Raw genomic sequence first — 22,440 nt, forward strand, 5'->3', positions numbered from 1 at the left:
CAGCCGCGGCGGTCGGCGAGATCAGAGACGGAACTGCTCGCCGAGATAGACCTTGCGCACGGTTTCGTTCGACAGCAGGTCGTCGGGTGAGCCTTCGGCGATGACCTGACCTTCGGCGAGGATGTAGGCGCGCTCGCACAGCGAGAGCGTCTCGCGCACGTTGTGGTCGGTGATCAGCACGCCGATGCCGCGCTCCTTCAGGTGATGGACGATCTGCTGGATGTCGCCAACCGCGATCGGATCGACGCCCGCGAACGGTTCGTCGAGCAGGATGAAGCGCGGATTGGCGGCCAGGGCACGGGCGATTTCGACGCGACGGCGTTCGCCGCCGGACAGCGCCTGGCCCTCGGCATCGCGAATGTGCGTGATGTGCAGCTCGGAGAGCAGGCGCTCGAGCTCGGCTTCGCGCTGATCGCCGTTCAGGTCCTTGCGCAGCTCGAGGATCGCCAGGATGTTGTCCTTGACCGACAGCTTGCGGAACACGCTGGCTTCCTGGGGCAGGTAGCCCAGGCCGAGGCGCGCGCGCGCATGCATGGGCTGCGCGGTGATGTCGCGGCCATCGAGTTCGATCCGGCCGCCGTCGGCCGGGATCAGGCCGACGATCATGTAGAACGAGGTGGTCTTGCCGGCGCCGTTGGGGCCGAGCAGGCCGACGATCTCACCGCTCGAAACGGTCAGCGAGACGTCGCGGACAACGCTGCGCTTCTTGAAGCGCTTGACGAGCGCGAAGGCCGACAGAGTCGAGGCAGTCGTCACGGGGTTTTTCCTTTTGGCTGGTTCTTGCTGCCGGTCGCCGGTGCCGTCGTGCCCTTCTTGTCCTTCTGTGGCGGCGGCTGGAAGGTGATCGTGACCTGGCCCTTGCCACCGCTGGCGGCCTGGATGCGACGTTCGGGCACGATGTAGCCGATGGTGTCGCCGGACACTTCGTCGTCGCCGCGCTTGATGTGCGCGGCGCCGTTGAGATCGGCGCGACCGCTTTGCGAGTTGTAGTGAATCTCGTTGGCCGACGCGTGCAGCGGCTTCTGCGCGGCGCCCTGCGCGGTTGGGTCCGCGGCGTGGTCGAGTGTCGCCGGCTTGCCGTGCACCCAGGCCTCGAAGTTGCCGTCGGCCAGCTGATGCACTTCCATCGAATCGCCGCGCACCGTCATCGTGTCCGAGACCATCGACACGTTGCCGGTGTACTTCATGCGGTCGTTCTGCACCCACTCAGCGGTGTCGGCCTTGACGGTGATCGGCCCGGTCGGGCGCAGCTCGTCGGTCTGTGCCCGCGGGCTGTTGTCCTTCTTGCCGGTAGTCGGGGCGGTGCCAGCGGTCGCTGCCGCGGCGGTCGTGTTCGCCGCAGCCGGCGTAGCGCTTACGGTGGCGGCAGTCGCCGTGGTCGCGGCCGGTTTGGTCGCAGCCGGCGGCGGCGCAGTCTGGGCGGCGGCCGTGCCGGTCGCCAGCGCGAACCCGCAGCACAGAAGGAGGCTAACGGCGTGGTGGCGCATCGTACTGGACCTCTACATTGCCCTTCATTTGAATGCTGCTGGCATCGAAATCGGTTTGCCAGCCCTTGGCGCTGACCGCGCGGTTCGGTGCGTTGCCGCGAATCGGCTGGTCCGACGAGATCGTGCGCTTGTCCCAGTCGACCCAGACATCGCGTGCGGCAATCGTGGTCGGCAGCTGGCTCGACGTCTCGCCGGTGATGTTGACGTCCGGCTGCAGCAGCATGCGCTGCTGGTTTGCCGGCACCGTCCCCTTCGGTGCTTCGAGATGCCAATGTCCCTGCGGGCCGCCGAGCCGGTCGACGACCACCGTTGTCAGCACCGCCGAGCGGTCGTCGTAGTAGTCGATGCGCTGCGCCTGTGCGCGGATCATCGGATTGCCGTCGGTGCCGTAGCGAATCCAGGTGGCGTCGTCGGCGACATACGTCGGCTCGCGGCCACTGGCTTCCGGCGCGTTGGCGGTCACTTCATTGCTGCGGCGCATGCTGTGCGACACGATGTACGCGGCGGCGATGATCAGCAGCACGAACGGCAGCCAGCTCTTGATGCGGCTCATGCACTCCCCCTCGCGCCGGCTGCACGTACGGACGTTCGCATGAGAGAGCCTGCTCCCGCCCCCGTTTGCGCTATGCGCAAAGCACCGTGTCGCATGCTCATGCCAGCCCCTGCGCGTCGAGGATGAGGTCGATGGCTTCGCGGACCGCGCCGTGTCCGCCGTTGTAACGCGACACCCAGTGCGCGGCATTCAACGCCTTGGGGTGGGCATCGGCGACGCTGAGCGCCAGTGACACACGCTGCATCAGCGGCAGATCGGGGACGTCGTCGCCCATGTGGGCGCATTGCTGATCGTTGAGCCGCAGCTCGTCGCAAATGCGCAGGTAGGCCGGCAGCTTGTCCTCGGTGTCGAGCGCGATGTGCTGCACGCCGAGCCAGCTCAGGCGCTGGCGCATCGTTTCCGACGGCCGGCCACTGATGACCGCGACGTGCAGGCCCGCTTTGAGCATCATCTTGATGCCGAGACCGTCGCGTACGTAGTTGGTCTTGGTCTCTTCACCGTTCGGGCCGAGGTACAGCTTGCCGTCGGTCAGCACGCCGTCGATGTCGAGGAACAGGCAGCGAATGTCGCGTGCCCGCCAGACCAGCTCGGAGCTGTCGAGCAGGGCCACTAGACGACACCCGCGCGCAGCAGATCGTGCATGTGCACGACGCCCTGCAGCTGGCCTGCCGCATCCTCGATCAAGAGCGCGGTGATCTTGTGCTTTTCCATCAGCGCCACGGCTTCGGCCGCCAGCTGATCGGCTCGCACGGTCTTGCCGCCGCGCGTCATGACCTGTTCGACACTGGCCTGCCGCACGTCGATGCCCTGATCGAGCACGCGACGCAGATCGCCGTCGGTGAACACGCCGAGCACCTTGTTATGGGCGTCGACGATGGCGGTCAGGCCGAAGCCCTTGCGCGACATTTCGAGCAGGGCATCGGAGAGCTTGGTTTCGGGTGACACCTTCGGCAGGCGCTCGCCGCCGTGCATGACGTCGCCGACCTTGAGCAGCAGCTTGCGGCCGAGCGAGCCCCCCGGATGCGACAGCGCAAAGTCTTCTGAGGTAAAGCCGCGCGCCTCGAGCATCGCCACCGCCAAGGCGTCGCCCATCGCCAGCGTCGCCGTGGTGCTCGCCGTCGGCGCCAGGTTCAGCGGACAGGCTTCCTTGGCGACCGACACATCGAGGTGAACGTCGGCGGTGGTGGCCAGCGTCGACTGCGGTTTGCCGGTCATCGCGATCAGCGGCGCCGCCATGCGCTTGAACAGCGGCAGCAGCGTGACGATCTCGGCGGTTTCACCGGAATAGGAGATCGCCAGCACCACATCCTGGCGGGTGATCATGCCCAGGTCGCCATGGCTGGCTTCGCCGGGATGCACGAAGAACGACGGCGTGCCGGTCGATGCCAACGTCGCGGCGATCTTGTTGCCGATGTGTCCGGACTTGCCCATGCCGGTGACGACCACCCGACCGTTACAGGCCAGCATCAGCTCGCAGGCCCGGGCGAAATGCGCGTCGATGCGCGGCATCAGGGCATTCAGCGCATCGCGCTCGATCTCCAGCGCCTGTTTGCCCAGCGTCTGCAGCGTCGCCGAATCCATGGTCGAGGGCATTCCGAACGAAAAAGGGGACACATTATACCGGCCAGCGGGCCGGCGGCCGCTGACCGGACACTCAGCCCGCCTTGATCGCCTGGTAGGCGTCCAGTGCGCGCTGGCGCGAGGCGGCCAGATCGACGATCGGCAGCGGATAATCCGTGCCGAGCCGCAGACGTGCGGCGGCCAGTATCGCTGGCTTGGCCTGCCACGGGGCGTGCGCGGCGTCGGGCGGCAGCGCCGACAGTTCCGGGACCCAGCTGCGGATATAGGCCGCCTCGGCGTCGAACTTGCCGGCCTGCAGCACCGGGTTGAAGACGCGGAAATAGGGCGCGGCGTCGGCGCCGCAGCCGGCGGTCCATTGCCAGCCCAAGGTGTTGTTGGCGAGGTCGGCGTCGAGCAGCGTGTCCCAGAACCAGCGCGCGCCCTCCTGCCAGGGAATCAGCAGGTTCTTGGTCAGAAACGACGCGACGATCATGCGCACACGGTTATGCATCCAGCCGGTGGTCCACAGCTCGCGCATGCCGGCGTCGACGATTGGCACGCCGGTGCGGCCCTGCTGCCATGCGGCGAGGTCGGCCGCGTAGTCCCGCGGCTGGCGCCACGGCAATTTGGCGAATTTCTCGTAGAGCGGGGCCTCTGGCGTCTGCGGATAGTGGAACAGCAGGTGATGGGCAAACTCGCGCCAGCCCAGTTCGCGCAGCACGTGACTGGCATCGTCTTCCAGCCGTGCCTGGCCGGCCGCGTGCCGTTGCACCGCGGCGCGAACCTGCTGCGGCGAGATCTCGCCGAAATGCAGGTGCGGTGACAGCCGCGTGGTGTCGGCCCGCGCCGGGAAGTCGCGGCCTTCACGGTAGTTTCCGAGGCTGGCCTTGGCGAAGTCCGCGGCGGCCGTCAGCGCGCCGGTTTCGCCCGGTGTCCAGGTGGCCTGCATGCCGAGATCCCAGGCAATCTTCGGCCGCAAGCCCAGCGCTTGCAGCGCTAGGCTGTCCGGCATCCGCTTCGGCACGGGGATCGACTGGGGTGCGCGGTGAATATGCAGCGCCGGCATCTGCGGCTGCAGCGCGCGCCAGAACGGGGTGAACACGCGGTAGGGATCGCCAGCACCGGTCTTCAGCGTCCACGGCTCGCACCACAGTGCTGCGTTGTGGCTGTGTACCTCGACACCGTCCTCGCGCAGCGCCTGCTTGATATCGCGGTCGCGGGCGATCGTCGCCGGTTCGTAGAGGCGGCTCCAGTACACGGCGTCGGCGCCGGTTTCGGCAATCAGCGCACGCAGCGCCGTCAGACTGTCGCCGCGGCGGAGTAGCAGTCGGGCGCCGGTCGCGCGCAGGCGCTCGTCGAGTGCCGCCAGGCTGTGGTGCAGCCACCAGCGCGTCGCGCCGCCGGGTGTCCAGGGGGCTTCGCTGTCCGGATCGTCGATGTAAACCGGCACGACGGTGTCGTGCGCGGCCAGCGCCGCTGCCAGGGTCGGGTTGTCGGTCAGGCGCAGATCGCGGCGGAACCAGACGATGGCGGGCGGGCGGGTGGTCATGTTCGGAAGTGGCACCGGAAGCGGACGGGCGAAGCTTCTATAATGACGATCTTCCATGAACGCCACCTCTCCCCAGACCGCTGCCGCGCTCGAAATTCGCGGCATCCGCAAGCGCTACGGCGCGCTCGAAGCCTTGCGCGGCGTCAGTTTCGACATCCAGCGCGGTGAGTTCTTCGCGTTGCTCGGGCCGAACGGCGCAGGCAAGTCGACGCTGATCAGCATCATTTCCGGGCTGGTGCGTGCCAATGAGGGCAGCGTTGCCGTGCTCGGCCACGATACGGTCGGCGATTTCCGCCAGGCGCGGCGTCTGCTCGGCGTCGTCCCGCAGGAACTGGTCTTCGACCCGTTCTTCAAGGTTCGCGACATGCTGCGCATCCAGGCCGGCTATTACGGCTGTGGCAAGGAAGTGTGGCCGTGGATCGACGAAATGCTCGAGCGCCTCGATCTGTCGGCCAAGGCCAATGCGTCGATGCGCGCGCTGTCCGGGGGCATGAAGCGCCGGGTGTTGATTGCGCAGGCGCTGGTACATCGGCCGCCGGTGGTCATCCTCGACGAGCCGACCGCCGGTGTCGACGTCGAGCTGCGACGCATGACCTGGGCGTTCATGAGCGAGCTGCACCGGCAGGGCACGACCGTCGTGTTGACCACGCATTACCTCGAAGAGGCGCAGGAGCTGTGCTCGCGCATCGCGATCCTCGACCGCGGCAGCGTCGCCGTGATCGAACCGACGCAGCAGCTACTGGCGCGCCATCCTTACCGCTTCCTGCGCATCAAGCTGGCCGGCGACGCGCAGCTGCCGGAGGCCTTGCGGCCGCTGGTGACCGGTGAGGTCGGTGGTGCGCTCGAATTGAAACTGGAGACCCGCGTGCACCCGATCGGCGGCGTGTTCGACGCACTGCGCACGGCCGGTGTGGCGATCGAGGATGTGCAGACCCGCGAGCCGGACCTGGAGGACATCTTCATCGAGCTGACCGGCCATTCGGCGCAGGCCGCCGCAGCCAACGGAGCGGCGACATGACGCGCGACCCGCTCAGGTTTGCCGGCGCTTTGCGGGATGTCCGGTGGACATTGCACCCGCAGAACGACGCGCCAGGGATGGCGCGGCAGGGCTGTAGCCGTATGGATGTGACGGGAGATGAGCGATGAGCCCGGATCAGCTCGGTTTCGTCACCTTGCTCAAGAAAGAGGTGATGCGCTTCTGGTCTGTATTGGGCCAGACCGTGACTGCGCCGGTCATTACCGCGCTGCTCTATCTGTTGGTGTTCGCGCAGGCGATGAAGGGCCGGGCGCCGATCTATCCGGGCGTCGGCTACACCGAGTTTCTGGTGCCGGGCCTGATCATGATGACGGTGATCCAGAACGCATTCGCCAACACCTCGTCGAGCCTGACGCAGTCGAAGATCATGGGCAACCTGGTCTTTCTGCAGATGGCGCCGCTGGGGCCTTTGCAGTGGTTCGGCGCCTACATCACCGCCGCGCTGTTCCGCTGCCTGCTGGTGGCGACGGCGATGCTGATCGTCACCTATCCGTTCGTGCACCTGCCGATCCATCAGCCGCTGGCGCTGCTGGTGATGTTCGTGCTGTCGGCCAGCAGTCTGGCGGTGCTCGGCATGATCGCCGGCATCGTCGCCGAGAAGTTCGACCATATCGCCACGTTCACCAACTTCTTCATCACGCCGCTGTCGTTTCTGTCCGGCGTGTTCTACTCGGTGCATGCGCTGCCGCCGTTGTGGTTCAAGGCCAGCCATTTCAATCCGTTCTTCTACCTGATCGACGGTTTCCGCTACGGCTTCTTCGGCCATGCCGACGTACCGATTCTCTACAGCATGCTGTGGGGCCTCGGCTTCTTCGCGCTGGCGTCGAGTGTCTGCCTGTGGATGCTGGTGACCGGTTACAAGCTGAAGCGATAAAGATGACCAAAGACGAAATTCGCGCCCTGATCGAAGCCGGCATGCCGGATGCGCAGGTCACCGTGCGTGGCGATGACGGCCAGCACTTCGAGGCGCTGGTGATCAGCCCCTCGTTCGCCGGCAAGCCGCCGTTGGCGCAGCACCGCATGGTCTACGCGGCGCTCGGCGACAAGATGGGGCGTGACATTCACGCGCTGCAACTGACCACGCGCAGCGCCTGAAGCCTGCTCGATGGACAAATTCGTCATTGCCGGCAACGGCCCGCTGCGCGGTGTGATCGACGCCTCCGGCGCTAAGAACGCGGCGCTGCCGATCTTGTGTGCAGCGCTGCTGTCGGACGAGCCGCTGCATGTGACCAATGTGCCGCAGCTGTGGGACGTCAACACCACGCGCAAGCTGCTGTTGCAGATGGGCTGCGCGGTCGACGAGCCGGCCGCGCACGAGATGGTGATCGACGCCAGGCCGATCACGACTTGCGTCGCGCCGTACGAGCTGGTGCGCACGATGCGCGCGTCGATCCTGGTGCTCGGGCCGCTGGTCGCGGCGCGCGGCGAGGCGCATGTGTCGCTGCCCGGCGGCTGCGCGATCGGCGCGCGGCCGGTTGATCTGCATCTGATGGGCCTGGAGGCGATGGGCGCCGAGATCACGCTCGAAGGCGGTTTCGTCCATGCCAAGGCCCCGAAGGGCGGCAGGCTCAAGGGCGCGCGCATCGTTTTCGATACGGTCACCGTGACCGGCACCGAGAACCTGATGATGGCGGCGACGCTGGCCGACGGCGAGACCGTTCTCGAAAACGCTGCGCGCGAGCCGGAAGTCGTTGACCTGGCGCGCTGCCTGCGCGCGATGGGCGCCAGGATCGAAGGCGACGGCACGACGACGATTCGCGTTCAGGGCGTTGCCAAGCTGCACGCAGCGAAGCATTCGGTACTGCCGGACCGCATCGAGACCGGCAGCTATCTGGTCGCCGGCGCCGCGACGCGTGGTTGTGTGCGCGTCAACCGCACCGATCCGACGATGCTGGACGCGGTGCTGGTCAAGTTGCAGCAGGCCGGCGGCAAGATCTCGACCGGCCCGGACTTCATTGAAGTCGACATGCAGGGCAAGCGGCCGCTGGCGGTCAACATCCATACCATGCCGCATCCCGGTTTTCCGACCGACATGCAGGCGCAGATGATGGCGCTGAACTGCCTCGCCGACGGTGTCGGTGTGATCAAGGAAACGATCTTCGAGAATCGCTTCATGCACGCGCAGGAGCTGCAGCGCCTCGGTGCCGACATCCGCATCGAGGGCAATACGGCCGTCATCACCGGCAAGGATCGCCTGCAGTCCGCGCCGATCATGGCCACCGATCTGCGCGCGTCGGCGTCGCTGGTGATCGCGGCCTTGGCCGCCGAAGGCGAAACCTTTATCGACCGCATCTACCACATGGATCGCGGCTACGAAGATATCGAAGGCAAGTTCAGCGCCCTCGGTGCCAAGATCAAGCGCGTCAACAAACTTATCTAAGCGCGGCCTCGGGTCGCCAGCGGAGGATGCGTCATGGCCGAACCGACCAAGAAGCTCGCCGTCCTGATCGATGCCGACAACACGCAGCCGGCGATCGCCGCGGCGCTGCTCGCGGAAATCGCCAAGTACGGCACCGCCAACGTCAAGCGTATCTATGGCGACTGGACGACCGATAATCTGAAGGGCTGGAAGAAGGTGCTGGTCGATCTGGCGATCCAGCCGATCCAGCAATTCAGCTACACGACCGGCAAGAACGCCACCGACAGCCGCATGATCATCGACGCGATGGATCTGCTGTATTCGGATCGCTTCGACGGTTTCTGTCTGGTCTCCAGCGACAGCGATTTCACCGGGCTGGCGTCGCGGCTGCGTGAGGCCGGCCTGACCGTCTACGGTTTCGGCGAGCGCAAGACGCCGGCGTCGCTGCGCGCCGCCTGCGACAAGTTCATCTACCTCGACGTCTTGCGCGGCGCCAGCTCGAAGGCGAAGCCGCAGAAGGCGCCCGAAGCCGAGGCCCCGACACCAGCGCGCAAGACGGCGAAGAAGGCGGCACCGCCGCCGGAGCCGGAACGCGCTGCCGACAAGGACGGCAAGACCGATCCGCGCACCGACGCCGAGCTTCATGAGCTGCTGGCCGAGGCGATCGACGATGCCGCCGACGACGACGGCTGGGCGGCGCTCGGTGCGGTCGGCACGCTGATCGCCAAGCGTCGCGCCGACTTCGATTCGCGCAACTGGGGCTATAAGAAGCTCAGTGAACTGGTCGCCGCCGCTGGCCGCTTCGAGGTCGACGAGCGCAAATCCGCGGACGGCAAACAGAAGACCGTCTGGCTACGCGATCCCCGAGCGCCGGATTGACGCGCGCGAGCGCGGCGCAGGGCGGGTACAATCGCCGCCCCTGAGTATTTCCCCGGTAAAAGAGATTCGGCGATGACCGCGCTGACGCTCGCCCTTTCGAAGGGCCGCATCCTCGAAGAAAGCCTGCCGATGCTGGCTCGCATCGGCCTCGATCCGGCGGGCGACATCGATCGCCTGCTGCGCGTGCCGTCGCGCACGCCCGGCGTGTCGCTGCTGATCATCCGTCCGACGGACGTGCCGACCTATGTCGAATACGGCGCCGCCGATCTCGGCATCGTCGGCAAGGACGTGCTGATGGAGCACGGTAGCACCGGCCTGTACGAGCCGCTCGACCTCGACATCGCCAAGTGCCGGCTGTCGGTTGCGGCGCAGAAGGACGCGCCGAAGCGCGACCCGCGTCGCCGCCTGCGCGTTGCCACCAAATATCCGGAAATCACCCGCCGCCACTTCGCCGACAAGGGCGAGCAGGTCGAGATCATCAAGCTCTATGGCTCGATGGAGCTGGCGCCGCTGGTGGGGCTGGCCGACGTCATCGTCGATCTGGTTGCGACCGGCGGCACGCTGCGCGCCAACGGCCTGATCGAGACCGAAGTGATCTGCCAGGTCAGCTCGCGTCTGGTCGTCAACAAGGCCTCGTTGAAGACCAAGCACGCCGAAATCGCCGCGCTGCTCGACCAGATCCGCCGCGCCGGCCAGACGCTGAAGGCCGCTTGATGGACGTGCGCCGCCTCGACACGCGCGATGCCGACTTCGCCGCGCAGCTCGACGCCCTGCTCGACCGTGCGCCGGAAGCGAGCCCCGAGGTCACCCGTATCGTCGACGAGATCGTTGCGCGCATTCGCGCCGACGGCGACGCCGCGCTGCTCGAACTGACCCAGCGCTTCGATCGCCGCAGCCTGCAGTCGGCCGGCGAACTCGAAGTGCCCAAGGCCCAGTGGGCCGCGGCCTGGGAGGCTCAGCCGGCCGAGCTGCGCGCTGCGCTGGAAGCCGCGGCGACGCGCATTCGCGCGTATGCCGAACATCAGAAGCTCGCGCCGTTCGCGTTCAAGGACGCGCTCGGTAACACGCTCGGCCAGGAAGTGCGCGCGCTCGAGCGCGTCGGTATCTACGTGCCGGGCGGCAAGGCTGCGTATCCGTCGTCGGTGCTGATGAATGCGATCCCAGCCAAGGTTGCCGGCGTCGACGAGATCATCATGGTCGTGCCGGCGCCGGGGGGCGAACTGAACCCGGTGGTGCTCGCGGCCGCGCATCTGGCTGGCGTCGACCGCATCTTCACGATCGGTGGCGCGCAGGCTGTCGCGGCGCTGGCCTATGGCACCGCGACGATTCCGCCGGTCGACAAGATCGTCGGTCCCGGCAATGCGTATGTGGCGGCGGCCAAGCGCGCGGTGTTCGGCCGCGTCGGTATCGATTCGATCGCCGGACCGTCGGAAATCGTCGTCGTCAGCGATGCCGGCTCCGACCCGCGCTGGATGGCGATGGACCTGTTCAGCCAGGCCGAGCACGGCGAGGATTCCGAAGCAATCCTGATCTCGCCGGACGGCGTGTTCCTGGACCGTGTCGCCGCGGCGATGGCCGAGCGCGTGCAGACGCTGCCGCGTGCCGCGATCGTGCGCACCTCGATCGCCGAGCGCGGTGCGCTCATCCAGGTGCGCGATCTCGACGAGGCCTGCGCCGTGTCGAATCACATTGCGCCCGAGCATCTGGAGCTGGCGGTCGACGCGCCGCGCGCATTGCTGCCGAAGATCCGCCATGCCGGCGCGATCTTCCTGGGCCGTCACACGCCCGAAGCGTTCGGCGACTACTGCGCCGGCCCGAACCACGTGCTGCCGACGTCGCGCGCCGCGCGCTTCTCGAACCCGCTCGGCGTCTATGAATTCCAGAAGCGCAGCAGCCTGATCGAATGCACGGCCGACGGCGCCAGGCCGCTCGCGCAGATCGCCGGCCGCCTCGCCGACGCCGAAGGCCTGCAAGCCCACGCACAGAGCGCGCGCGACAGAAGCTGAGCAGCGAAAACCGCAGATGACGCAGATTTGCGCAGATAAAAGGCACAAGCCTTTAACCACAGATTGCACAGATTTCACAGATAAGAATTCGATGAATTTGCATTTAAATCTGTGCAATCTGTGAAATCTGTGGTTCCGCTTTTTCTTAATCTGCGTAAATCTGCGTAATCTGCGGTTAAGGCGCTTTCGCCTTGATGGCCGCGCGCAGTTGGCGGTAGCCCTCGACGAGGCGCGGACCGGGGCGGCCGAGGAATTCCTCGCTGATGGCGACGATGCGGCCGTCGCGTACCGCTGGCACGTCCTGCCAGTGCTCGCGGTGCAGGACGACGTCGGCGCGGTATTTGTCGACCTTGACCCCGCACCAGCTCATCGCGATCACGTCGGCAACCGCGTCCGGCGCGGCATCGGTGTCGTAGCTGTGGGTTTGCGCATCGCGTTCGCCGAGTGCGTTGCGGCCGCCGGCGCGTTCGATCAGATCGTGCACCCACGAGCGTCGCGCGGCGCCGATCACCGGCTTCGGCCACCATTCGACGAGCACGCGCGGCGCGTCCGCGGTGGGCGTGTGCGGCGGCATCGCCGCCAGCATCTCCGCTACCAGTTGCTCGCCACGCTCGGCGATGCCGAGTACCTGAGCGATGCGGCGGATGTCGCCGAACACGTCGTCGAGGTTCTGCGGATTGCAGACCACGGTCGGGACGCCGGCGGCGTGAAACGCGTCGACGATGCGTTCGTGCCCCGGCACCGTCAGCGAGCTCAGTACCAGATCGGGCTGCAGGGCCAGCGCTGCCTCGACATCGAGCTGCAGATCGCGGCCGAGCTGGACAAGGCCGCCGACCACCTCGGGCGGAAAGTCTGAATCGCTGTCGATCGCGATCAGCCGGTCGGCGGCGCCGAGCGCGCAGACGATCTCGGTGTTCGAGCAGGTGTGCGAAACGACGCGCATCAGCGCTCGAGCGTGGCCAGGGTCTTGCGCGCCGAACGCTTCCAGGCCAGCGACAGCGCCTGGCCGGATGCGTAGCCCAGGCCCGGCAGGCGGCCGTCGAAGCGGATCACGTAGTCGAGCGCGGTGCCGCCGTCGGCGGTCGGTGTCAGACGGATGCTGCCGAGGTGGTTTTTCAGCGGGCCGCCGCGAATGATCGTGTAGTCGATGCGCGCCGGTCGTTCGAAGGCGACGATCTCCTCGTCGAAAGACAAGGGCCCCGGGCCGATGCGGCGCACCGAGCCGATACCGTTGGCTTCAGCGGGGTCGGTGCCGACACGGATGCGCGTGCAGTGGCCGCCGAACAAGGCTGCGAAGTTCTGATGCTCGGCGAGAAAATCGAAGACGGTTTCGACCGGTGCCTGGATGCGTTCTTCGAAGTGCAGCTTGTGCTGGGGCATGCGGATCTCGCTCCTGATCGTGAAGATGCCGACGTCTGGACCCCACCGGCACCGTGAAAAAGCCGATAATACGCGTGGGAGTCGGCCGGACAATCGCTGCCGCGCATGCGGGGGAGGAAAGTCCGGGCTCCACAGGGCAAGGTGCCAGGTAATGCCTGGGCGGCGTGAGCCGACGGAAAGTGCAACAGAGAACAGACCGCCGAAGTCTCGCAAGAGGCTGGTAAGGGTGAAACGGTGCGGTAAGAGCGCACCGCGGTTCCGGTAACGGAAACGGCACGGCAAACCCCACCTGGAGCAAGACCAAATAGGGAAGGGTCCGCTGGCAACGGCGGAACGCGTGGCCCACGCGCCTTCCGGGTAGGTCGCTGCAGTGGCGCAGTGATGCGTCGCGTAGAGGAATGATTGTCGGGGTGCGCAAGCGCCCGCACAGAACCCGGCTTATAGGCCGACTCCCACCACTTCACTCCACGGGCACACGCAAAGTGTGTTTTTATATCGATTATTGATCTTTAAGTAATCGATATATCGCAAAATCCGCGCCTCGCGGCGACGGTCCATCATGGCGCGGCCAGCACGGACAAAATCTACCCAGCTTCGTTGATTTTCTGAGGTTTGTCCGTTAACCCAATGTTTATAAAGGAAATGTCTATGTCGCCAATTGGCGACAGCTAAGCGACTGTTTCCGCGCGATTTTTCGCATTTTGCACGCTTGCACGGGAGGGTGGTGCTCAGATATAGTGCAGCTTGGTGGTGAAATGTGGGAGAAAGTGGAGGACGCTCCACTCTGAATCGTGTTCGCCGGATCACATCAGCTGTCGATAGACGAGAAGGGCCGCATGGCGGTCCCGGCCCGCTTTCGCCAGCCGCTCGTCGACAACTGCGGCGCACAACTCGTCCTGACCACTGGGCCGAACCCCTGCATCGAGATCTACCCCGCCCCCGAATTCCAGCGCATCGTCCGCGACATCCAGGCGATGGACGACCGTGCGACCGCCGAAAAGCTCAAGCAGGTTTTCGTCGGTTTCGCGGTGGAAACTGCGATGGATGCCCAAGGGCGCGTGCTGTTGCCGCCGATGCTGCGCAAGCGCGCCCGCATCGACAGCGGCGCCGTCCTGATGGGCCAGGACAGCCGTTTCGACGTGTGGGCCACGGATACCTGGGAGCAGCGCTTCGGCGAGGGCTCGGATCTGTTGGCTTCGCTCGAAGACGCCTTCCGGACGCTCAAGCGGTGATCGAACGCCATGCCATTCGACCATGCGCCAGCCTGCCGCCGGAGTGGGCCTGACGTCGCCATGAAACTGCATCGTCCGGTGATGCTCGATGAAGCCGTCGCCGGCCTTGCGGTCCGCGACGACGGCATTTATGTGGATGGCACCTTCGGCCGCGGTGGCCACAGCGCGGCGGTGCTCGCGCGCCTTGGCCCGGCCGGCCGCCTGCATGCTTTCGATCAGGATCCGCAGGCGGTGGCGCACGGGCGCGAGCATTTCGCCGACGAGCCGCGGCTGACGATCCACCACCGTAATTTCGCCGAGCTGGCGCGCACGGCTGATGAGGCGGGCATTGCCGGGCGTATCGACGGCATCCTGCTCGACCTCGGTGTGTCATCGCCGCAGCTCGACGATGCCGAGCGCGGCTTCAGCTTCGGCAAGGCCGGTCCGCTCGACATGCGGATGAACCCGCAGGCCGGCGAGTCGGCGGCCGAGTGGCTGGCGCAGGCTGGCGAGGCGGAGATCGCCGACGTGCTCTGGCAGTACGGCGACGAGCGCAACAGCCGCCGCATCGCGCGACGCATCGTCGACACGCGCGCGGCGACGCCGCTGACGACGACGGCCCAGCTTGCGGACCTGATCGCGGCGGTGCCGGGGCCGCGTTCGCGCCACATTCATCCGGCGACGCGCAGCTTTCAGGCGATCCGCATCTTCATCAATCGCGAGCTCGACGTACTCCGTGACGTGCTGCAGCAGGCGATCGCGGTGCTGGCACCGGGCGGCCGACTGGTGGTGATCAGCTTCCACTCTCTCGAGGACCGCATCGTCAAGCGCTATCTGCGCGACGAAGCGCGCAGCGAGGTGCCGACGCTGAAATTGCACGGCAAGCAGTTTCCGACGCGCGAGGAATCGAGCGAAAACCCGCGCGCGCGCAGCGCTGTGCTGCGCATTGCGGAGCGTCTGCCATGAAGCGCGGCGTCATGCTCGTACCGCTGACGCTGATCGTCGCGATCGTCATGTCGGCGCTGGCCGTGGTGCGCACCAAGCACGAGAACCGTGGCCTGGTGACGCAGCTCGAATCGCTGCGCACCGAACGCGAGCGGCTCGACATGGAATGGGCGCAGCTGCAGCTCGAGGAAGCGACGCTGGCCAACAACAACCGCGTCGAGCACATCGCACGGCAGAAGCTCGGCATGATCGAGCCGCCGGACTACGTCATCGTTCAGGAGCGTTCTCGATGAGGGCGCGCCGCGAGCTGCCGCATCCGCCGCCGGCCGAGACCGTCGGCGGTTGGCGTCGTCTGTTCGTGCTCGGCGCGCTCGGCGTCGGCGCGGCGATCGTGCTCGGTCGCGCGTTCCAGCTCGAAGTCATCGACCAGGACTTCCTCGCGGCTGAAGGCAGCAAACGCTTCATTCGCAACGTCACGATTCCGGCGCATCGCGGCGCGATCCTCGATCGGCGTGGCGAGCCGCTGGCGCTGTCGGCGCCGGTCGAGACGCTGTGGGCGGTGCCGCAGGCCTTGCTGGCCAAGCCGCAATACGTCGATGCGGTGGCGCGCATGATCGGCCGCCAGCCGGCCGAGTTCCGCAAGTTCCTGCAGGCGCGTATCGACCGCAAGTTCGTCTACATCAGTGATCCGATGTCGCCGTCCGAAGCCAAGCGCGTCGTCGCGCTCGGCGCGCCCGGTGTGTTTTCAGATCCGTCGTACGCGCGCTATTACCCGGCCGGCGAAGTGGCGGCGCAGGTGGTCGGCTTCACCGGGCGTGACGGCAACGGTCTGGAAGGCATCGAGCGCGCGCAGGAAGCGCAGCTGGCCGGCAAGGAAGGCTCGCGCCGCGTGATTCGCGATCGCTCCGGCAACATCGTCGAGGACAACCTCGAGTACAAGCCGGCGCAGTCGGGCGAGGATGTACAGCTGACCATCGATCTGCGCATCCAGTACCTCGCGTATCGCGAGCTCAAGGAAGCGGTGGTCAAGCATGATGCCAAGGGCGGCACCATCGTCATCGTCGACAGTGCCACCGGCGACATCCTGGCGATGGCGTCGCAGCCTGGCTACAACCCGAACAATCCGGCCGAGCGCAAGCCGCCGGGCACGCGCAACCGCGCGGTCACCGATCTCTACGAGCCGGGCTCGACGGCCAAGCCGTTGCTGGTGTCGCAGGCGTTGGAGCTTGGCGTGTTCCAGCCGACCAGCACCATCGACACGGCGCCGGGTTGGTTCAAGGTCGGTTCGCTGACGGTACGTGACGAACACGACGACGGCGTCATGAGCCTGGCACGGATTCTGGCCAAGTCGAGCAATGTCGGCGCTGCCAAGATCGGCCTGACGCTGGGTGCCGAGGCGGTGTGGTCCGGCCTGCAGCGCTTCGGCATCGCCGAGCCCTTGTACCTGTCGTTCCCGGGCGAGGTGAACTCGGTCGTGCGCAATTACAGCGAGTGGGGGCAGATCGCCACCGCCACTGCTTCGTATGGCTACGGCTGGTCGACCAACGCGCTACATGAAGTGCGCGCCTATTCGGCGATTGCCAACGACGGCTTGATGCCGCATCTGCGCCTGCTCAAGAACGCCGCACCGGTGCCGCCGCAGCGTGCGATCTCGGCACGCACGGCGCGTGAAGTGCGACGCATGCTCGAAACCGTCGTGCAGCCCGGTGGCAGCGCCACGCGTGCGGCAGTGCAGGGCTACGACGTCGCCGGCAAGACCGGCACCGCGCGCAAGCTGTCCGACAACGGGACTTACGACAGCTCGCGCCATGAGGCGCTGTTCGTCGGCATGGTGCCGGCCGAGCAGCCGCGCCTGGTCGGCATGGTCATCATCGATGAGCCGGGCGACGGTCGTTACTACGGGGGCCTGGCGGCGGCGCCGGTGTTCGCGCGCGTCATGCAGGGCGCGGCGCGCCTGTTGCAGATCTCGCCGGACGGTGCGATCAGTCCCGACCTGCCGGCGCCGAGCGCGCCGTCGAGCGGCACGCCGATGATGGTCAAGGTCAACGCGAGGGCCGGTCAATGAGCGGCGCGGCTCTGTCGTTGAAGACGGTGCTTGCCGATTACGGCGTGCCGGCGCCAGACGTCGAGGTGACCGGCATCGAACTCGATTCGCGCCGAGTGTCGGCCGGCGATCTGTTCCTTGCGTGCCGCGGCAGCGGGGCCAGCCACGGCTTGTCGTTCGTCGAGCAGGCGCTGATGCGCGGTGCGGCGGCGATCGCCTGGGAGCCGGCGCCCGGCGTGCATGCGCCCGATGCCGGCGTGCCGCAGGTCGCCGTGCCGCAGCTCGGCGCGCGGGCCGGCGAGATTGCCGCGCGCTTCTACGGCACGCCGTCGGCACACCTGTACTGCACCGGCGTCACCGGTACCGACGGCAAGACGTCGACGGCCTATTTGATCGCACAGGCCTTCGAACAGCTCGGCAAGCCGAGCGCCTACCTCGGCACGATCGGCATGGGCCGCATCGGCGCGCTCGACCGCAACACGCACACGACGCCGGATCCGGTGCGGCTGCAGCGCTGGCTGGCGAAGATGCGCCAGAGCGGCGCGCGCGCGGTGGCCATGGAAGTCTCGTCGCATGCGCTTGATCAGGCGCGCGTTGCCGGTATCAGCTTCCGCACGGCGGTGCTGACCAATGTCACGCGCGACCATCTCGATTACCACGGCACCGTCGAGGCTTACATCGCGGCCAAGCGCAAGCTGTTTGAGCGCCCGGAGCTGACGACGGCGGTGCTCAATCGCGACGACGCCTGCGGGCGCGACTGGATCGCCGCGCAGCGCGGCCGCATCGAGGTGATCGCCTACGGCATCGACGGCGAGATACCGGACCTGCCGCATCTGATCGCACGGGATGCGCGCTTCGATACCACGGGCCTGCAATTCACCGTCGACAGCCACCTCGGTCGTGCGCAGATCGCCAGTCCGCTACTCGGACGTTTCAACGTTCACAACCTGCTGGCCGCGCTCGGCGCGTTGATCGCCGACGGCGTGCCGCTGGCCGATGCCGCGGCGGCGTTGTCGAAAGCGCGAACGGTGCCCGGCCGCATCGAAGGCTATCGTCGCGCCGATGGCGGGCCGTTGGTTGTGGTCGACTATGCGCATACGCCGGAGGCACTGCGTCAGGTGCTCGCGGCCGTGCGCGTGCACACCGCCGGCCGGCTGAGCTGCGTATTCGGCTGCGGCGGCGATCGCGATCGCGGCAAGCGGCCGCTGATGGCGCAGGCCGCGCAGGCCGGCGCCGATCGGCTGATCGTCACCGACGACAACCCGCGCAGCGAAGCGCCGCAGGCGATCGTCGACGAAGTGCTGAGTGGTCTCGATGTGTCGGCGCGCGCTGCGGCGCGTGTGATCCATGACCGTGCGTCGGCGATCCATGCCGCGATTGCCGAGGCGGCTGACGGCGACGTCGTGGTGATCGCCGGCAAGGGCCACGAGGACTATCAGATCTACGGCAGCGACGTGCGCGCGTTCAGCGATCGCGATTTCGTTGCCGCGACGCTGGGGCTGGAGGTGCGCGCATGATGTTCGCGCTCTCCGAGCTGCTGACGCCGCTCAACGCCGAGCTGCGCGGTCGCGATCTGCGTTTCGCACAGGTCACGACCGACAGCCGCAACGAAGTCGATGGTGCGCTGTTCGTCGCGCTCAAGGGCGAGCGCTTCGATGGTCACGCGTTCGTCGCGCAAGCGAAGGACAACGGCGCGGTTGCGGCGCTGGTGTCGGAATTCGTCGACGTCGATCTGCCGCAGCTCAAGGTGACCGACACGCTGGCCGGTCTGCAGCAGCTGGCGATGCAGTGGCGGCAGCGCTTCGATCTTCCGGTGGTCGCGGTGACCGGCAGCAACGGCAAGACCACGACCAAGCAACTGCTGGCGGCGGTGTTCGCGGCGCGCGGTCCGGTGCTGGCGACGCAGGGCAATTTGAACAATCACATCGGCGTGCCGCTGACGCTGCTGCGCCTGCGCGGCGAGCACCGCACGGCCGTCATCGAAATGGGGGCGAACCACGCCGGCGAGATCGCGCTACTGGCGGCGATCGCGCAGCCCGACGTCGGTGTCGTCACGCAGGCTGGCGACGCGCACCTCGAAGGCTTCGGCTCGCGTGATGGCGTTGCGCATGCCAAGGGCGAGCTGTTCGCCGCGCTCGACGCGCGCGGTGTCGCCGTCATCAATGCTGACGACGTCTATGCGCCACTGTGGACGACGCTCGCCGGCCAGGCCTCGATCATCCGCTTCGGCCTCGGCGAAGGCGCCGACGTGCGCGCGATGCACGTCGAGCCGCAAGCAGGCGCCGGTACGCGCTTCACACTGGTAACGCCGCAGGGCCGTGCCGAAACGCTGCTGCCGATGCCGGGCCGGCACAACGTCATGAACGCACTGGCGGCCGCTGCTTGCGGCATCGCGCTGGGCCTGGAGCCGGCTCAGATCGCGATCGGCCTGTCGCGCGCCGAGGGTGCGAGCGGGCGCTTGAACTGGAAGACCACCGCGCAAGGCGCACGCCTGCTCGACGACAGCTACAACGCCAATCCGAGCTCGCTGCGCGCTGGTCTGGAGCTGCTGTCCGAGTTGCCGGGTCGTCGCTGGCTGGTGCTCGGCAACATGGCCGAGCTGGGTCCGAACAGCGCGCAGTTGCACGCCGACGCCGGCAGTGCGGCGCGTCATCTCGGCATCGAGCGCCTGTTCGCGGTCGGGCCGATGGCGTCCGCGGCCGTACAGGCCTTCGGTGCCGGTGGCCAGTGTTTCGAAGACAACGATCAGCTCGCCGCGGCGGTCGCCGACGAGCTCGATTCAACCATCACGCTGCTGGTGAAGGGTTCGCGGTCGGCGCGCATGGAACGCGTCGTCGCCGCGCTCACCGGCGATACGTCGTCCGGGGGCATGCACTAGTGCTGTACCACCTCGCAGAATTCCTGAAGCAGTATGTCAGCGGCTTCAATGTCTTCACCTACCTGACGCTGCGCAGCGTGCTGGGCGTGCTGACGGCGCTGATCTTCTGCTTCGCATTCGGGCCGCTGTTGATCGAACGCCTGTATCGCTTCAAGTTCGGTCAGCCGGTGCGCGACGACGGTCCGCAGTCGCATCTGAAGAAGACCGGTACGCCGACCATGGGCGGCGTGCTGATCCTGGGTGCGATCGCGGTGTCGACGCTGCTGTGGGCAGACCTGGCGAATCGTTTCGTCTGGTTCGCGCTGATCGTGACGCTGGCGTTCGGCGCGGTCGGTTTCGCCGACGACTACATCAAGATCAAGTACAAGGATCCCAAGGGGCTGCCGGCGCGCAAGAAGTATTTCTGGCTGTCGCTGGTTGGCTTCGGCGTTGCGACGGCGATGTACTGGACGGCCAACGAGCCGGCCGAGACCACGCTGATCTTCCCGTTCATCAAGCACGTCTCGATTTCGCTCGGCATCTTCTTCATTCCGTGGGCGTATCTGGTGATCGTCGGCAGCAGCAACGCCGTCAACCTGACCGACGGACTCGATGGCCTGGCGATCATGCCGACGGTGCTGGTTGCCTCGGCGCTGGCGATCTTCGCCTACGCCAGCGGCAACGCGAAGTTCGCCACCTACCTGGGCATTCCGTTCATCAGCGGTGCCGGCGAGCTGGCGATTTTCTGCACCGCCATCGCCGGTGCCGGCCTCGGCTTTCTGTGGTTCAACGCCTATCCGGCGCAAGTCTTCATGGGCGACGTCGGCGCGCTGGCGCTCGGCGCGGCGCTGGGTGTCGTCGCGGTGCTGGTTCGTCAGGAAATCGTGCTGGCGATCATGGGCGGCATCTTCGTCGCCGAGACCGTGTCGGTGGCGCTGCAGGTCGGCTACTTCAAGTGGTCGGGCGGCAAGCGCATTTTCCGCATGGCGCCGCTGCATCACCACTACGAGCTCAAGGGCTGGCCGGAGCCGAAGATCATCGTCCGCTTCTGGATCATCACGCTGGTGCTGGTGCTGATCGGCCTGACGTCGTTGAAGGTGCGCTGATGGAAAGGCACGTCAGGCGAGAGGCAGGAGGCGGGAGGCGGTACGACGGGCAGCGTGTGCTCGTCGTCGGGCTTGGCCTGTCCGGCGCGTCGGCCTTGCGTTATCTCGCGCGTGAAGGTGCCGATCTCGTCGTCACCGACTCGCGTGCGGCGCCGAAGGGCATCGAGGATTTGCGTGCGCAATATCCGCGATTCGAATTCCGCCTCGGCGCGTTCTCGGCACCGCAGCCGCTGTCGCAGTTCGCGACGGCGGTCGTCTCGCCGGGCGTGCCCCTCGACGCGCCGTTCGTCAAGGAATTGGTCGCTGCCGGTGTCGAGATCGTCGGTGATGTCGAACTGTTCGCGCGCGCGCTCGATACGTCTCCCGCCGCCTGCCGCCCGCCTCGCGTCATCGGCATTACCGGCAGTAACGGCAAGAGCACGGTGACGACGCTGGTCGGCGAGATGGCGAAGGCCGCCGGTCTGCGCGTCGCGGTCGGCGGCAACCTCGGCACGCCGGCGCTCGACCTGCTCGGTGACGATGTCGAGCTGTACGTGCTGGAGCTGTCGAGCTTCCAGCTCGAGACCACCCACACGCTGTGCTGCGTGGCGGCGACGGTTCTCAATCTGTCGCAGGACCATCTCGACCGCCACGGCACGATGGAACACTACGGCCGCGTCAAGGCGCGCATCTTCAGCGGCTGCGCGCATGCCGTCGTCAATCGCGACGATGCTGCAGTCATGGCACTGGCGCCGGCCGATGCGACGACCTTCGGGCTCGATGCGCCGACCGTGGGCCACTATGGCTTGCGCGACGGCCAGGCAAGCTTGGCTGCCGGCGACGACGCGCTGCTGCCGGTCGCCGAGCTGAAGATCTTCGGCCTGCATAACGCGGCCAATGCGCTGGCGGCGCTGGCGCTGGCCGACGCGGCTGGGATCGCGCGCGAGGCCAGTCTCGTGGCGCTGCGTGCCTTCGGTGGCCTGCCGCACCGCTGCGAGTTCGTCGCCACAGTTGATGGCGTCGGCTATTTCAACGATTCGAAGGGCACCAACGTCGGCTCGACGCTGGCGGCGCTGAACGGCCTGCCGGCGCCGATCGTCTGGCTCGGCGGCGGCCAGGGCAAGGGGCAGTCGTTCGTCGAACTGCGTGAGGCCTTGGCGCGCAAAGGGCGCGCCGCCGTGCTGTTCGGCGAAGACGCCGGCGCGATTGAGCACGACATCTTCGGTGCGTTGCCGATCTGGCGCGAGGCCGACATGAGCGGTGCGCTGCAGCGTGCCCGCGCGTTGGCCGAAGCCGGCGATCGCGTGCTGCTGTCACCGGCCTGCGCGAGCTTCGACCAGTTCAAGAGCTACGTCGATCGCGGCGAGCAGTTCCGCGCCGCCGTGGGAGCACTCGCATGAGCATGCGACACGGTGCTTTGCGCGCAGCGCAAACGGGTGCGGAAGCCTGCTCTCTCATGCGAACGGCCGTGCTTGCAGGCAACGCGAGG

The 22,440-nt window shown here is 66.9% G+C and carries 23 protein-coding genes and 1 other RNA gene; 16 read left to right on the top strand and 8 right to left on the bottom strand.

The genetic code is table 11. The annotated features are described in order from the left end of the window. Positions 1-21: 21 nt before the first annotated feature. The 6 genes from lptB to G7Y82_RS11320 all read right to left on the bottom strand — a co-directional run bounded on the left by lptB (position 22) and on the right by G7Y82_RS11320 (position 5,149). Entirely contained in the window at positions 22-756 is a 735-nt protein-coding gene (lptB, locus tag G7Y82_RS11295; RefSeq protein WP_168148222.1) for an LPS export ABC transporter ATP-binding protein, read from the bottom strand. After that, positions 753-1,487, bottom strand: coding sequence for a lipopolysaccharide transport periplasmic protein LptA (lptA, locus tag G7Y82_RS11300; RefSeq protein ID WP_168148223.1), 735 nt, complete (start codon positions 1,485-1,487; stop codon positions 753-755). The genes lptB and lptA overlap by 4 nt, the downstream gene beginning before the upstream one ends. Next, positions 1,468-2,040, bottom strand: coding sequence for an LPS export ABC transporter periplasmic protein LptC (gene lptC / locus G7Y82_RS11305; RefSeq protein ID WP_168148224.1), 573 nt, complete (start codon positions 2,038-2,040; stop codon positions 1,468-1,470). The genes lptA and lptC overlap by 20 nt, the downstream gene beginning before the upstream one ends. A gap of 97 nt (positions 2,041-2,137) precedes the next feature. After that, positions 2,138-2,650 carry a KdsC family phosphatase gene (locus G7Y82_RS11310; protein WP_168148225.1) on the bottom strand — a complete coding sequence of 171 codons (513 nt, stop codon included), beginning with the start codon at positions 2,648-2,650 and terminating at the stop codon, positions 2,138-2,140. Then, the gene (locus G7Y82_RS11315; protein ID WP_168148226.1) at positions 2,650-3,621 is read right to left on the bottom strand and encodes a KpsF/GutQ family sugar-phosphate isomerase; all 972 of its coding nucleotides are present in this window, start codon (positions 3,619-3,621) and stop codon (positions 2,650-2,652) included. Before G7Y82_RS11315 ends, G7Y82_RS11310 begins: the two co-directional genes overlap by 1 nt. A 73-nt stretch (positions 3,622-3,694) precedes the next feature. Continuing rightward, a complete protein-coding gene (locus G7Y82_RS11320; RefSeq protein WP_168148227.1) occupies positions 3,695-5,149 on the bottom strand; it encodes a cryptochrome/photolyase family protein in 1,455 nt (484 codons plus the stop codon). A 55-nt stretch (positions 5,150-5,204) separates the two neighbouring features. On the opposite strand from G7Y82_RS11320, the gene G7Y82_RS11325 reads away from it, so the two are divergent. From G7Y82_RS11325 to hisD, 7 genes are all read left to right on the top strand, one after another. After that, positions 5,205-6,167 (top strand): ABC transporter ATP-binding protein, encoded by a 963-nt coding sequence (locus G7Y82_RS11325; RefSeq protein ID WP_168148228.1) that lies wholly within the window; start codon positions 5,205-5,207, stop codon positions 6,165-6,167. Positions 6,168-6,291: 124 nt separating this feature from the next. Further along, the gene (locus G7Y82_RS11330; protein ID WP_168148229.1) at positions 6,292-7,059 is read left to right on the top strand and encodes an ABC transporter permease; all 768 of its coding nucleotides are present in this window, start codon (positions 6,292-6,294) and stop codon (positions 7,057-7,059) included. 2 nt (positions 7,060-7,061) lie between these two features. After that, positions 7,062-7,280 (top strand): BolA family protein, encoded by a 219-nt coding sequence (locus tag G7Y82_RS11335; RefSeq protein WP_168148230.1) that lies wholly within the window; start codon positions 7,062-7,064, stop codon positions 7,278-7,280. A 10-nt stretch (positions 7,281-7,290) separates the two neighbouring features. Next, positions 7,291-8,565: a UDP-N-acetylglucosamine 1-carboxyvinyltransferase gene (murA, locus tag G7Y82_RS11340; protein ID WP_168148231.1), complete on the top strand. Its 1,275-nt coding sequence runs from the start codon at positions 7,291-7,293 to the stop codon at positions 8,563-8,565. A gap of 33 nt (positions 8,566-8,598) precedes the next feature. Next, positions 8,599-9,423, top strand: a complete 825-nt coding sequence (locus tag G7Y82_RS11345; protein ID WP_168148232.1) for an NYN domain-containing protein — start codon at positions 8,599-8,601, stop codon at positions 9,421-9,423. A gap of 72 nt (positions 9,424-9,495) precedes the next feature. Continuing rightward, entirely contained in the window at positions 9,496-10,137 is a 642-nt protein-coding gene (hisG, locus tag G7Y82_RS11350; protein ID WP_168148233.1) for an ATP phosphoribosyltransferase, read from the top strand. Continuing rightward, positions 10,134-11,429, top strand: a complete 1,296-nt coding sequence (hisD, locus tag G7Y82_RS11355) for a histidinol dehydrogenase (RefSeq protein ID WP_168148234.1) — start codon at positions 10,134-10,136, stop codon at positions 11,427-11,429. The genes hisG and hisD overlap by 4 nt, the downstream gene beginning before the upstream one ends. Positions 11,430-11,604: 175 nt before the next feature. Here hisD and G7Y82_RS11360 read toward each other — a convergent pair whose 3' ends face one another. Further along, positions 11,605-12,372 carry an ABC transporter substrate-binding protein gene (locus G7Y82_RS11360; RefSeq protein WP_168148235.1) on the bottom strand — a complete coding sequence of 256 codons (768 nt, stop codon included), beginning with the start codon at positions 12,370-12,372 and terminating at the stop codon, positions 11,605-11,607. Next, complete coding sequence (locus tag G7Y82_RS11365) at positions 12,372-12,809, bottom strand: SRPBCC family protein (RefSeq protein WP_168148236.1); 438 nt, start codon at positions 12,807-12,809, stop codon at positions 12,372-12,374. The genes G7Y82_RS11360 and G7Y82_RS11365 overlap by 1 nt, the downstream gene beginning before the upstream one ends. 77 nt (positions 12,810-12,886) lie before the next feature. On the opposite strand from G7Y82_RS11365, the gene rnpB reads away from it, so the two are divergent. The 9 genes from rnpB (at position 12,887) to murD (ending at position 22,351) form a co-directional block, all read left to right on the top strand. After that, positions 12,887-13,266: RNase P RNA component class A (rnpB, locus tag G7Y82_RS11370), an RNA gene on the top strand. A gap of 334 nt (positions 13,267-13,600) precedes the next feature. After that, a complete protein-coding gene (gene mraZ / locus G7Y82_RS11375) occupies positions 13,601-14,041 on the top strand; it encodes a division/cell wall cluster transcriptional repressor MraZ (protein WP_168148237.1) in 441 nt (146 codons plus the stop codon). Between the two features lie 60 nt (positions 14,042-14,101). Next, the gene (gene rsmH, locus G7Y82_RS11380) at positions 14,102-14,986 is read left to right on the top strand and encodes a 16S rRNA (cytosine(1402)-N(4))-methyltransferase RsmH (RefSeq protein WP_168148238.1); all 885 of its coding nucleotides are present in this window, start codon (positions 14,102-14,104) and stop codon (positions 14,984-14,986) included. Then, positions 14,983-15,258: a cell division protein FtsL gene (gene ftsL, locus G7Y82_RS11385; protein WP_168148239.1), complete on the top strand. Its 276-nt coding sequence runs from the start codon at positions 14,983-14,985 to the stop codon at positions 15,256-15,258. The genes rsmH and ftsL overlap by 4 nt, the downstream gene beginning before the upstream one ends. Further along, entirely contained in the window at positions 15,255-17,030 is a 1,776-nt protein-coding gene (locus G7Y82_RS11390; RefSeq protein ID WP_168148240.1) for a peptidoglycan D,D-transpeptidase FtsI family protein, read from the top strand. Before ftsL ends, G7Y82_RS11390 begins: the two co-directional genes overlap by 4 nt. Continuing rightward, on the top strand, positions 17,027-18,526 hold the full coding sequence (locus G7Y82_RS11395) for a UDP-N-acetylmuramoyl-L-alanyl-D-glutamate--2,6-diaminopimelate ligase (protein WP_168148241.1): 1,500 nt from the start codon (positions 17,027-17,029) through the stop codon (positions 18,524-18,526). The genes G7Y82_RS11390 and G7Y82_RS11395 overlap by 4 nt, the downstream gene beginning before the upstream one ends. Continuing rightward, positions 18,523-19,887, top strand: coding sequence for a UDP-N-acetylmuramoyl-tripeptide--D-alanyl-D-alanine ligase (locus G7Y82_RS11400; protein ID WP_168148242.1), 1,365 nt, complete (start codon positions 18,523-18,525; stop codon positions 19,885-19,887). Before G7Y82_RS11395 ends, G7Y82_RS11400 begins: the two co-directional genes overlap by 4 nt. Beyond that, positions 19,887-20,972, top strand: coding sequence for a phospho-N-acetylmuramoyl-pentapeptide-transferase (mraY, locus tag G7Y82_RS11405; protein ID WP_168148243.1), 1,086 nt, complete (start codon positions 19,887-19,889; stop codon positions 20,970-20,972). The genes G7Y82_RS11400 and mraY overlap by 1 nt, the downstream gene beginning before the upstream one ends. After that, positions 20,972-22,351, top strand: coding sequence for a UDP-N-acetylmuramoyl-L-alanine--D-glutamate ligase (gene murD, locus G7Y82_RS11410; protein ID WP_168148244.1), 1,380 nt, complete (start codon positions 20,972-20,974; stop codon positions 22,349-22,351). The genes mraY and murD overlap by 1 nt, the downstream gene beginning before the upstream one ends. The last annotated feature ends 89 nt before the right edge of the window (positions 22,352-22,440 follow it).

Source organism: Solimonas marina, assembly GCF_012241385.1.
GTDB lineage: Bacteria > Pseudomonadota > Gammaproteobacteria > Nevskiales > Nevskiaceae > Solimonas > Solimonas marina.